A 12,736-nucleotide genomic window follows, 5' to 3' on the forward strand; every position below is an offset into this window, starting at 1 on the left:
ATAATCTCTGGCGGGCTGATTGTGTGTGTCCCTGTAAAAACCTCTTTGCCCCGCAATTATCCTGTAATCTGAACCTGTTGCGAATTCCTGCGGATTTTCTGAGGGCTGTTATGGCTTGCATCTCATGAAAGTGGTGTCGGGAGAGCAGATGCTGCAGCAGCGCAAGAAGGGTATGCTGCGAGTCGCTTTTTGCTTTGCCCGGCTCTTCGATTCGGTCAGAGCGCGTATGGCCACTATAATTATAGGCTCTGTTTTGCCTGTGGCTATTCTCGGAACTATTCTCATCTGGCAGGACTACGGAAATCTTTCCAGAAGCAGCGAGCGGCGCAGTGAAATCGCGGTCAGGGAGATCGACCAGCATCTGCGACATGATGCTGAGCGCACGGTCGCTATGTTGCAGACACTTAGCGACTCGATGGTGGATGATGATTCAGCCCGGCGGCTTTTACAGCTCGCGCAGTCAGCAAGTGGAACGCGCTACTGTCTGTTAGCTATCGTCGATAGTGACGGAGCAATTGCGCATCAGTTAACAACGACTTCGGGTTCTTTTAAATCCTGCGAAAGCGGGGCGAGGCCGGCTATTACGTATGAAAAATCTGCTGCCATCTGGGTTGATAACGGGCGTCCGTATCTCAGTGTGCGGGTCCCCGTATCCGTAACATCCCTCAATAGATCAGATGACAGGTCTACGTTTCTGATAGCGATCGAGCCCCTTGATCAGACTGCAATCCCATCTCAGACACATTTTTCATCGGACGGAGGAACTGCACCGCGGCTGATGACTAATGCAGAAGCATGGCTGATGGCGCCGGATGCCGGCCTGGTCTCCTTGTGTTCGGATTGTGGCTGGCCTCCCCCCGATGGCGCGATCATCCGTAAGCTTGTCAGTCTCGCGACCGAAGATGTTCTGGGAAGATCATCCCTGCAACTATCGAGTCGCTTTTGTGCTTATGGCCCGGTTGGTGGTGTAGGAACGGTTGTTGTGGAGGCTGCACGCCTTCCGCAGGAAACGCGAACTATGTGGATGCTTGGCGTCTGGATCGCTCTCGTGCTTGCGCTCCTGCTGGCCGGCCTCGCGGGGGTGATGATCGCAGGGCATCGTCTCGTTATTCATCCTCTGCGCAGGCTGACTGAAGCTGTGCAGGAATGGGAGCGGGCAGGAGCGTTCGATGCTTCGGTAAGTCTTTCCGCGCCGCAGGAATACAGGAAACTTGCCTGGGCGTTCGGGACCGCTACACGTCGTCTGGCAAGACGCGAGCAGGAACTTCAGAAAGCTGTCAATCATCAGAAGATACTTCTGGGAGAAATCCACCATCGCGTTAAAAACAACCTGCAGATTGTGGCTTCTCTGCTCAGCCTGCAGGGGAGTCGGATCAGAGACGATGACGTCCGGCAGGAGTTTATGCTTGCCCGCGATCGTGTGAGAACACTCGAAACGCTCCACAGGCATCTTTATGTTGAGGGTGAGCTTGAAAGCCTCAACATGAACAGTTTCCTCGACGAACTCAGCGCACAGCTTCTCACTGCCGCAGGGCAGGACGTGCGGTCGCGCATTGTAATGCATGTCGACGCCGGCGGCATTGTGATGGCACCGGATCAGGCGACATCAATTGCTCTGATTGTATCGGAAGTGGTTTCAAATGCGCTAAAATTTGCATTTCCAGGGGACCGTCACGGTACAATTTCGATTTCGATGTCCCGGACCGGTAACCTTATAACACTCATCATCGCGGATGACGGGATTGGCCTTTCGACGTCGGCTGACAATGGTGATCGGGAAGGAATCGGTCTGCAACTGATCCGGGGATTTGCGCGGCAGATATCTGCAAGCCTCCGGGTTGAAGAAGGTGACGGGACACGATTTATCGTTGAATATTCCGTGCCTGCAAACCGCGCCCCAACATAGAATCAGGGCACGAATCCGGCTGATTAATCGGGGATGATAATCCGGGAAGGCAGCATCGCGTGATAGGCTCTGTTTTGGTGAGATCGTCTTCGATATAGAGAACACATGAACGAGAGCAAGGCGGCGATCCGGGCGTGGACCCGTGCGCAGGCGCGCCTTGGCCTGCGTATGGCCCGGCCGTCCATAATTCTGAGTGTGATGTCGTGCCTGCTGGCTGCTGCGCAGATGTGGTGCATAGCCAATATTCTTGGGCCGGCCCTTACAACATTGCTTCCTCTGTCCGGTGCGGCAGGAGTTGATGAGCCGTTATGGCCTTTTATCGGCTTTATCGCCGCGGCGCTTCTGCGCGTTGCGGTCAATATTACCAGCGAACTGTCAGCCGCCGCCGCCGGGCGCGCTGCGCGCAGACGGCTTCGCAGCGAAGTGTTGTCCGCAATCGTCGGAGCGGGGCCTGCCGTTCTTCGGCAGGCGCATAGTGGTGCCCTGGCATCCCTCGCTGTTGATCGCATCGAAGCGCTGGACGGATATTTTTCCCGATGGGCGCCTGCTTCCGTGCTGTGGATCATTGCGCCGGCCTGTCTTTTACTGTCTGTCCTGTGGGCTCAGCCACGTGCCGCTTTGATCCTTGCAATCTGCGGCGCCGCAGTGCCTGTTGCACAAGCGGTCTTTGGAGTTGGTGCCGCCGTTGCCTCTCGCAATCAGTTTCTTGCGATGACCCGTCTTCAGGCCCGTTTTCTGGATCGTATTCGCGGCATTGCAACGATCGTCCTGTCCGGTCGCGCCGATGAAGAAGCTTTGCATCTTTCTGAAGCCGCCGAAGATCTGCGTGTGCGGACGATGAAAATTCTGCGTATCGCATTTCTTTCATCGGCCTCCATCGACTGTGCGATGATCGTTGCGCTCATCGCTATTGCCATTGCCGACGGCCATCATGCTCTTATCGCCACGAGTGGCGCCGATCGTCAGTATCTGCCTCATTTTGTGGTCGACAGTCTTTTCGCCCTCCTTATTGTCCCGGAGTTTTTCGCGCCATTTCGCGGCCTCGCTCTGGCTTATCAGGACAGGGCTCTGGCGCAGGGAGCCGCCGCGGAGATTCTTGCCCTTCCGGAGCCGCAGCCGCTAACCGAAGGACAGCCGGTTCGCACGGTCGAGGCGCATGGGGTGACGATCGTTTTTGAAGACGTAAGCTTCACATGGGATGCGTCGCGCGGTCCGGCGCTTGACCATGTGTCTTTTACTGTACCAGCTGGTGAGACTACGGTTCTTGCCGGGCCGTCCGGCTCAGGTAAGTCGACGGTTATGGAACTGCTGCTAGGTTTTATCCGGCCTGACAGTGGCCGTATTATTTTTAATGGCGCGGATATGCAGACTATCGTGCCCGAAGCCCTTGCAAAAATGACGTCGTGGATAGGCCAGCGGCCAGTCCTGTTTGCGGGTACGCTGAGGGAAAATATTACTTTCGCAAAACCGGATGCAAATGTCGAAGAGCTTGCCGCCGCCCTGCGCTCCTCTGCTGTTGACCGATTTCTTTCCGAACTTCCTGATGGCCTGGAGACAATCATCGGTGAAGGCGGATTCGGGCTTTCCGGCGGGCAGGCGCAGCGTATCGCTATCGCGCGAGCCTATCTGAAGAATGCACCGGTTTTGTTGCTTGATGAACCGACCGCTTATCTTGATCCGGTGACTGAAGCTGATGTTTTTGAAAGTCTGAAGCGTCTTGCCCTGAAGCGCACGGTCATTCTTGCGAGCCATTCGACGGCCGTCCATATGTTCACCGGACGCCGGGTTGATCTCGTGCATGGTCGTGTCGCGGCCCGACAGGGGGCGGCATGAATACGGTTCCGGCAAGGGAGTTCATTCTGTGAGTGACTCAATGCCTGATTTTCCTAATGGTGCCCGCAACAGGAAGGAGGGGGCCGATCGCCATGCGCTTGTGCGAATCATGGAGGTCTGGCGCCCCCATGCTGTCCGTCTCGCAGTCGGGCTGGTCTTATCGCTTCTGGCTGTAATGGCGGGCCTGGCGCTGATGAGCAGTGCCGGACTACGGTTTGCCGGAGCGGCGCTGGGTGTTGTTATTGTTACCACAGCCTCCTTGCGGCTTCTGGGTATAAGCCGCGTCGCGCTTCGCTACAGCGAGCGACTATTCGCGCATGATGCGATGTTCCGGGCTCTGGCAACGCTTCGTGTCTGGTTCTTCAGATCACTTGCCAGCGGTGCGGCTGCCGGTCTCGGGTTCCGTCGCGCCGGTGATCTGTTGTCCCGTCTCGTGTCGGACGTTGAAGTTCTGGACGGGCTTTATCTCAGAATTCTTCTGCCACTGGCCGGTGCCTGTGTTACGTTCCCGGTTCTCGTTGCGGTCATATTTCGGACAAATCCTCTCCTTGCTGTTCTTGTTGGCGTGCTGTTCTGCGCTTCAGCATTCGTGGTTCCGCTGGCTGCCGCACGTGTAAGCCGGAAGGAGGGAGGTGCACTGAACCGTGCTCAGGCCGGGCTTCGTGTCGGTGTGCTCGATCTGGTTGGCGGCATGCGGGAGATCAGGGCATTCGGTGCGGAAACGCGAATGCTGGATCGGGTGACATCCGATAATGATACCCTGTTGAGACGTCAGGCCGAATTATCAGCCCGGATGGCTTATGCAGGCGCGTTTTCTCAGTGCTGCACCCAGCTTGCCATCCTTCTCGTTCTGACAGCGATTGCCGGTGTCGGGTTTGCGCGCATCCCTGTTGTGCAGGGGATCGGAATTCTGTTTCTGACGCTGGCCGCATTTGAGAGCGCGTCCGGGCTGACGCGGGCCGGAATGCTGGCTGGAAACATGGGCGCCGCCGCGCGCCGTGTTGTTGCCGTTGCGGAAAAACAAGGAACACCGGATGCTTCCGTGGTTCAGTCTGATGAGATGCCGGCAAATTTTGATATCCGTTTTGAAGATATTGATTTTCGCTGGCAGCCCGGGAGAGCACCGGTGCTCGATAATTTTTCTCTCGAGATTCCGGCAGGCTCGCGGGTCGCACTTCTTGGTTCTTCCGGAGCCGGAAAATCCACAGTAGCGGCATTGCTGCTGAAAGCGGCGTTCCCGCAGGCCGGCCGCATTCTTCTGGGCGGGGTCGATATTGCGACTTTGCCGGATACCTGGCTCCGAAGAAAAATCGCCTGGTTATCGCAGGCAACTCATCTTTTCGATGATACGATCCGGAATAATCTTCTGCTGGGCGCACCGCAGGCCACTGAAGAGGCGCTCTGGAAAGCTCTTGATGAGGCGGCCATAGGCGATTTTGTCCGAACTTTGCCTGAACAGCTTGATACCTGGCTCGGCGAAGGGGGGGTGAAGGTTTCAGGCGGGCAGGGAAGGCGGATTGCGCTTGCAAGGACGCTCTTGTCGGATGCCCCCGTGATCGTGCTTGATGAGCCGGCTACCGGGCTCGATGCGCAGACTGAGCAGGAGTTTTTCAGAACTCTGAATACTGTCGCTGCTCATCGTTCGGTCTTGCTGATCGCTCACCGTCTGACGGGCGTTGAGAAGCTGGATCGTGTCTGGAGAATTTCCGGAGGCAGGGCGACAGCCGCTACAGCGTGAATAGTCTGTTCGGATGGTATGCCTTGGTTGACGTGGAGCGTCGGCGCAGGCACGAAATTACTGACTGAACCCGATCTGTAACGGGACGGGGTCCGGAACTGAACACTTCTTCCAGGAGATTTTTAATGCGTCGGTTGCTCCCTGTCGTTGGCCTCTGCTTCCTCGCCGGCTGTGCGGCGGGGCCGGGTCGGCAATACGTAGTATTTTTCGGTTCTGGCTCAACGGCGCTTGATGACCCGGCAAAAAATGTTGTCGCCGAAGCAGCCGCATGGTCCGCAAAACGACCTGACCTTACTGTTGAAGTCGAAGGGTACGCGCGGAACGGCGGCGATCTGTCGGCCGACGAACTTCTTGCCATTGATCGGGCGAAGGTGGTCGCTCAGCAACTGGTAGCGGACGGGGTGCCCGCCAGGCGTATTTTGCAGAAACCCCGGGCGCCTTCAAATTCGGAAGGCGTAGTCGGCTCGCGCAGGGTTGAAATCGAACTTGTTTCATCCTGACGTTATCTCGTGTCGGATGAAAAACTTTTTGAAGAGCCGGTAGCGGCACTCTCAGATCAGACGCCACAACGCCGCAGTCGGGACCGCTTTGTCGGTGTGCCCCCGGTTGAAGTGCTGCAAAGTGTTTTCGGGTTCCCCGCATTTCGCGGGTTGCAGGAAGACGCTGTCAGCCGTGTGATGGCAGGCGAGGACACACTGGTCCTGATGCCGACCGGTGGCGGCAAAAGCATTTGTTATCAGGTGCCCGCTCTTTGTCGTCCCGGCATGGGGCTGGTGGTTTCGCCACTCATAGCCCTTATGGATGACCAGGTCGCGGCCCTGCGGCAGCTTGGCATAAACGCAGCGGCTCTGCATTCTGAACTGGACGGAGATGAATCGTCCCGAATTCACTTTGAGCTGACAGCCGGACAGATTGATATTCTGTACGTTTCTCCGGAAAGACTGCTTTCGCCCGGAACGCTCGGCCGCCTGTCCCGGATGCAGGTTTCCGTTATCGCGATTGACGAAGCTCACTGCGTTTCGGCCTGGGGGCACGAATTCCGGCCGGAATATCGTGCACTTGAAAATCTGCCGCAGCATTTTTCCGGTGTGCCCCGTATCGCCCTCACCGCAACGGCCGATCCCAGGACCAGGAAAGATATTCTGGCGGCTCTGGCGATGCCCGGGGCTGCTGTTCTCTCCGCGAGCTTTCACCGGTCTAATCTGATCATTTCCGCCCGTCCGAAAGGGGGAGAGATGAAGCAGGTAACGGCAATCCTGAATCGTCACAAAGGCGAGGCCTGCATCGTCTATTGCGGATCACGTGCACGCACAGAAAGAGTCGCGGCCTCTCTGCGGGAGCGAGGATGGCCTGCCTGTGCATTTCATGCCGGCCTGTCGCCGATTGAGAAACGTGCGGCACTGCATCGTTTCCGTTCCGGTGAGCCGATTGTGATGGTGGCGACAATCGCTTTCGGCATGGGAATCGATCGTCCGGATGTGCGGGCTGTGGTTCATCTTGATATGCCGTCATCACCAGAGGCTTACTATCAGCAGATCGGCCGAGCCGGTCGCGACGGATTACCGTCCGATACGCTGCTGCTTTACGGCGGCGAGGACATGACCCGCGCCCGGTACTGGCTGGATCAGTCTGCGGCTCCGGACAGTGAAAAACGCGTGATGCGGTCCCGTCTGGAAGCAATGATCGCGCTGACCGAGACGACAGCCTGCCGTACGCGTGCTTTGCTGACCTGTTTCGGCGAGACGCTGCAGAAACCCTGCGGGCATTGTGACAATTGTCGCAGTCCGGTGCCAACCTTCGATGGGACGAAGGCGGCACGCATGTTGCTTTCGGCGATTTACCGGACGGGGCAGCGTTTTGGCGCATTGCACGTTATCGGCGTGTTGCGGGGTAAGGTCTCTGAACCTGCAACCCGGAACGGACATGATAAACTCTCAGTATGGGGTATCGGCAAGGAACACAGCGAGAATTTCTGGCGTGGTGTTGTCAGGCAACTGATTGCCCGGGGAGCGTTGATGATGGGTAACGAGCATGGAGGTCTGATGCTGCAGAATGACATTGCTCGTCCCATTCTGCGCGGCGAAGAAGAAGTCCGCCTTCGCGAGGATGCTGTTCAGGCTGAGACCGGTGGTGCTCGCGGCGGGCGTGCAGGTTCTGTTTCCGATGAATTGCCTGACGACGCACGCGCACGTTTCGATACCCTCAGGCAATGGCGGCGAGACGAAGCCAGAGAGCAGGAAATCCCGCCTTATGTTATTTTTCATGATGCGACTTTGCGGGATATCGCTCTCGAATGTCCGGGTTCGCTTACTGAACTCGGGCAGATCAAAGGGGTCGGTGGCTCAAAACTGGAACGATATGGTGCATCGGTCCTGAAGTCTCTGAGTGATGCGCATTCCGGTGCGTGAAGATGTCTGATCTCTCGACAGGGGCATCCCGACATCGGGCTATCGCTGTAATGGTTCGTAAGCATGGCTATGTCTCAAATGAGGAACTGGCCCGCGTCTTTGATGTGGCCGTGCAGACCATTCGTCGCGACATTCGTGGCCTTGATGCGGCTGGCGAGGTTGTCCGTCATCACGGGGGAGCAAGTGGTCCGTCTTCTGTCGAAAATATCGCGTATTCGCAGAGGCAGATTTTGAACCGACGTGAAAAAGAGGCGATCGGACGCAGCGCCGCTGCCGCGATCCCCGACGGGGCGTCCCTGTTTGTGAATATAGGCACAACCACTGAAGCTTTCGCCCGATCGCTCGGGGGGCATCACGGACTTCAGGTCATCACAAACAATCTGCATGTCGCATCCTTGCTCGCCGGTGGCCCGGACTGTCGCGTCGTGGTGACCGGCGGAACAGTGCGCGTGCGTGACGGCGGAATCCTTGGCCCCGATTCATTGACAATGCTTGGTCAATATCGGGCAGATTACGGGGTGATAGGTATCAGCGGAATTGATGAGGACGGGACGCTCCTGGACTTCGATTCAGACGAGATCAGGGCCTCCGCACAGATACGCAGCAATTCCAGAAAAGTATTTCTCCTGGCTGACCACGCGAAGTTCGGTCGTCGCCCACTGGTGCGGGCTGGTCATATTTCGGAGGTGAGTGCTTTCTTCACCGACCGGATGCCTTCGGCCGCCATTTGCGATGTGCTTTCTGCTGCCGGTGTCGCGCTGCATGTTGCCGCTCCGGATGTTCGAAAACGAACATAATATTTTTTATGTAAATTTTATGGAACAGGCCGCTCGGGCGAAGGTTATACCCATTGTCAAATGGCACGATGTTCGGATACGAATTTCACGGCCTAGTTCGCGAACCTGAAACGGATAACATGATGACGGCAGCTTCCAGCGACTCTTCCTGTGTATTTGATCTTCTGATCGTAGGAGGAGGCGTAAATGGTACCGGAATTGCTCGTGATGCCGCCGGTCGGGGGGCCTCGGTCCTGCTGGTCGAGCAGGACGATCTTGCAAGCTATACGTCGTCTGCAAGCACAAAGCTGATTCATGGTGGCTTGCGCTACCTCGAATATTATGAATTCCGTCTGGTGCGGGAGGCTCTGATCGAGCGTGATCGTCTGCTGGCGATTGCACCTCACATCATGTGGCCACTGCGTTTTGTGTTGCCGCATTCAGAAGGTATGCGTCCGGTCTGGATGCTGAAGCTGGGCCTGTTTCTTTACGACCATCTCGCACCCGGCATGAAGCTGCCGAAGTCGAGAGAGCTTGACCTCACGAAACACTCTGCCGGTAAGCCGCTGCAGGATCGCTATAAAAAAGGTTTTGTCTATTCAGATGGCTGGGTTCAGGACAGTCGTCTGGTCGTGCTTAACGCGATGGACGCGGCTGCGCGGGGCGCCGAAATCCGGACCCGGCAGCGTCTTATCAGTGCGCGTCGTGTTGACGGTATGTGGGAAGCCGAAATCCGGGATATGCTTCACGATGCTGTGACAACGGTGCGGGCCAGGGCGATCGTGAATGCGGCGGGGCCGTGGGTTGCCCGGCTTTTGTCGGACCAGCTGGCTGTGCCGAACTCGAAGTCGGTACGTCTTGTGAAAGGCAGCCACATAGTCGTGCCGCAGATATTCGATGGCCCTCAGTGTTACATTTTCCAGAACCCTGACAAACGAATCGTTTTTGCTATTCCGTATGAACAGCGCTTCACACTTATCGGCACGACGGATGTTGCCTGGAACGAAGAGCCGGGGCTGGTAGAGATTTCACCACAGGAGGTCAGCTATCTGTGTGAAAGTGTAAATCGATACTTCAACAAATCCATAAAGCCGTCAGACGCGGTGTGGAGCTACGCAGGTCTGCGTCCGCTTTATGATGATGCTGCTGCGAATGCATCAGCTGTGACACGTGACTATGTTCTGGATCTGGACACAACGGGTGGCGCTCCGCTTCTGTCAATTTTTGGCGGGAAAATTACGACATTTCGTAAACTGGCTGAACACGCACTTGAAAAACTGGCGCCTGTGCTGCCGGCTGTTGCCGGACATTCCTGGACCGCCGATGCGGCTCTGCCGGGTGGTGATCTGGGAAGCGGAGGCTTTGAGGCTGCTCTTCGTCGCTTTCGGGATGCCGCGCCCTTTCTGCCTTTGCAGCTCGCCTGGCGGCTGATGCGATCCTACGGCATGAGGGCCTACGATATCGTCGGGAATGCAAAAGAACTTGCTGACCTGGGAGAAGATCTCGGGCAGGGTATGACGACAGCCGAGGTCGATTACCTTGTTGAAAACGAATGGGCGAAAGCGCCGGAGGATGTCCTCTGGCGTCGTAGTAAAATCGGTCTTCACATGACTGAAAAAGAACGTCAGAAGGTGACGGATTACATACACCAGAAGCTGGGCTGACCGTCTGGTTTCAATGGGTGTCGTTCCTGTAGAAAATAAAAAATAAGAGCGGGACAGCATGACATTACAGAAGAAGTTTCTCGGAGAACTGATCTCCGAATGTATCGCGGTGGTGATTATTGTCCTTATGGGCGATTCCTCCGCTGCGATGTTTTTTCTCTATGACCCCAGCCCTTACAAGACAGCCTATTGGGGATTGTGTATCGTGTGGGGACTTTCCGTCACCACCGCAATTTATGTAACGGGTGCTGTTTCCGGAACGCACGCTAATCCGGCCGTTACGCTTTCTCTTGCTATTTTTCGGGGCTTTTCCTGGCGCAAGGTGCCTTTCTACATGGCCGCGCAGGTGGTTGGCGGGGTGATCGGCGCAGCCGGCGTTTACACGCTGTTCGCGCCGGTGATCGATCATTTTGCTGCTGCGCATAATATAGATCGCCTGCATGACGGCGCGGCGGCCGGGGTCTTTTTCACACATCCAGGTGACTTTGTGACGCCGCTGCATTCCTTCGTCGTTCAGATTATCCTGACTGGTCTGTTGCTGCTAGGGATTTTCGCGATCACCTACGAATATAATACGATGGCGCCGCAAGCCAATTCCAGCGCCCTGATGATTGGTCTTCTCGTGGCGGGAATCGGTGCTTCCGCTGGGTTTCTCGACGGCTGGGCCATTAATCCCGCCCGTGATTTTGGTCCCCGGCTGTTCTGTTATTTCGCAGGCTGGGGAACGTCTGCTCTGCCTTCGCCAGGTAATTACTGGTGGGTGCCCATCGCAGGCCCGCTCATTGGCGGTGTCGCCGGCGCCGGGATTTATCAGACACTGATACGTCCTTTTATCCCTCGCAACGCGCCCGTTGTTGCGGTTTCTTCCACTGACCAGTCTGTGTGACACCCAAGGAGCTGACGTCATGATCAAACAGGATCGCATCCTGGCCATCGACCAGGGGACTACCTCCACCCGCAGCATTGTTTTCGATGCTAAAGGACAGGAAATTTCTGTCGCGCGTCAGGAGTTTCCACAATATTACCCTAATCAGGGCTGGGTGGAGCATGATCCTGAAGATATCTGGCGGGATGCAAAGGCCACGGCCCAGGAAGCCGTTGAGAGATCCGGCGGCGTGGATCGTATTGCAGCGATTGGCATTACGAATCAGCGCGAAACGATCGTTGTATGGGATCGTGCAACCGGTAAGCCTGTCCATAACGCCATCGTCTGGCAGGACCGCCGGACGGCAAAACTGTGCGGTGAACTGAAAAAAGAGGGAGCTGAAAAGCTGGTTACGGAGCGAACCGGCCTTCTGCTCGATCCCTACTTCAGTGCGACCAAACTGGCATGGATTCTTGATAACGTCGCCGGGGTCCGCGAACGCGCGGAAAAAGGCGAACTGGCTTGCGGAACCATCGACTGCTTTTTGCTGTGGCGACTCACTGGTGGTAAATCTCATGCCACCGACATCACTAATGCCTGTCGTACCTTGCTGTTTGATATTCACCGTCAACAGTGGGATGCGGAACTGCTCAGACTGTTCCGCATCCCCGAATCGCTTCTTCCTGAAGTCAAAGATAATAGCTGCGTTTTCGGAGAAACAACGCCCGATCTGTTCGGTCGTGCTGTCGTGGTCGCGGGAATGGCGGGTGATCAGCAGTCCGCCGTGGTCGGTCAGGCGTGTTTTAAGGTTGGTACTGCGAAGGCGACCTACGGCACAGGATGCTTTGTCCTTCTGAATACCGGCGAAACGCCGATTGTTTCGCGTAACCGGATGCTGACGACGATAGCTTATCGTCTGAACGGTAAGACTGCGTATGCACTTGAAGGGTCAATCTTCGTTGCCGGAGCGGCAATCAAGTGGTTGCGGGATGGTCTGCATCTCATCACTCATGCGTCGCAGACTGACGATATGGCGACGCGTGTCCCGCATAACCATGGTGTTTATATGGTGCCGGGCTTTGTCGGACTTGGTGCGCCACACTGGGATCCGGATGCTCGTGGTCTGATCTGCGGACTGACACTGGATGCCACGGAGGCGCATATTGCCCGTGCTGCGCTCGAATCTGTTGCGTATCAGACACTGGATCTTGTGGCTGCGATGACGCAGGACGGAGGCGGGACAGCCAGTACGTTGCGGATCGACGGGGGTATGTCCGCCAATGACTGGTTCAGCCAGTTTCTGGCGGACATGCTGCAGGCCAGGGTAGAAAGGCCGAAGCAGATCGAAACTACGGCTCTCGGTGCAGCATATCTCGCCGGGATCGGTGTCGGTGTGTGGAATGGTCTCGACGAGGTCGCCTCGGAGTGGGAGCGGGGAGCGTTGTTCGAACCGAAGATGGATGCAGCACAGCGAAAAATGATGATTGATGGCTGGCATATGGCCGTCCGCCGGACGCTTACGCAGCGCTGAACTCTTCAGCTTTTT

General features: G+C 56.5%; 9 protein-coding genes. All 9 read left to right on the forward strand.

The genetic code is table 11. The annotated features are described in order from the left end of the window. Window positions 1–124 precede the first annotated feature (124 nt). The 9 genes from GOB90_RS00085 (at window position 125) to glpK (ending at window position 12,721) form a co-directional block, all read left to right on the forward strand. The gene (locus GOB90_RS00085) at window positions 125–1,906 is read left to right on the forward strand and encodes a sensor histidine kinase (RefSeq protein WP_146885153.1); all 1,782 of its coding nucleotides are present in this window, start codon (window positions 125–127) and stop codon (window positions 1,904–1,906) included. Between the two features lie 105 nt (window positions 1,907–2,011). Then, on the forward strand, window positions 2,012–3,739 hold the full coding sequence (gene cydD / locus GOB90_RS00090) for a thiol reductant ABC exporter subunit CydD (protein ID WP_146885155.1): 1,728 nt from the start codon (window positions 2,012–2,014) through the stop codon (window positions 3,737–3,739). A gap of 40 nt (window positions 3,740–3,779) precedes the next feature. Beyond that, window positions 3,780–5,477, forward strand: coding sequence for a thiol reductant ABC exporter subunit CydC (cydC, locus tag GOB90_RS00095; RefSeq protein WP_373322046.1), 1,698 nt, complete (start codon window positions 3,780–3,782; stop codon window positions 5,475–5,477). A 125-nt stretch (window positions 5,478–5,602) separates the two neighbouring features. Next, window positions 5,603–5,977: an OmpA family protein gene (locus GOB90_RS00100; protein WP_146885158.1), complete on the forward strand. Its 375-nt coding sequence runs from the start codon at window positions 5,603–5,605 to the stop codon at window positions 5,975–5,977. A gap of 96 nt (window positions 5,978–6,073) precedes the next feature. Beyond that, the gene (gene recQ / locus GOB90_RS00105) at window positions 6,074–7,885 is read left to right on the forward strand and encodes a DNA helicase RecQ (protein WP_261765903.1); all 1,812 of its coding nucleotides are present in this window, start codon (window positions 6,074–6,076) and stop codon (window positions 7,883–7,885) included. A gap of 2 nt (window positions 7,886–7,887) precedes the next feature. Then, window positions 7,888–8,682: a DeoR/GlpR family DNA-binding transcription regulator gene (locus tag GOB90_RS00110; RefSeq protein WP_146885160.1), complete on the forward strand. Its 795-nt coding sequence runs from the start codon at window positions 7,888–7,890 to the stop codon at window positions 8,680–8,682. Between the two features lie 122 nt (window positions 8,683–8,804). Continuing rightward, on the forward strand, window positions 8,805–10,325 hold the full coding sequence (glpD, locus tag GOB90_RS00115) for a glycerol-3-phosphate dehydrogenase (protein ID WP_146885428.1): 1,521 nt from the start codon (window positions 8,805–8,807) through the stop codon (window positions 10,323–10,325). Window positions 10,326–10,383: 58 nt separating this feature from the next. Next, window positions 10,384–11,211 carry an MIP/aquaporin family protein gene (locus tag GOB90_RS00120; protein ID WP_146885162.1) on the forward strand — a complete coding sequence of 276 codons (828 nt, stop codon included), beginning with the start codon at window positions 10,384–10,386 and terminating at the stop codon, window positions 11,209–11,211. 19 nt (window positions 11,212–11,230) lie between these two features. Further along, a complete protein-coding gene (glpK, locus tag GOB90_RS00125; protein ID WP_146885164.1) occupies window positions 11,231–12,721 on the forward strand; it encodes a glycerol kinase GlpK in 1,491 nt (496 codons plus the stop codon). The last annotated feature ends 15 nt before the right edge of the window (window positions 12,722–12,736 follow it).

The organism is Acetobacter oeni (genome assembly GCF_011516825.1).
GTDB classification, from domain to species: Bacteria; Pseudomonadota; Alphaproteobacteria; order Acetobacterales; family Acetobacteraceae; genus Acetobacter; species Acetobacter oeni.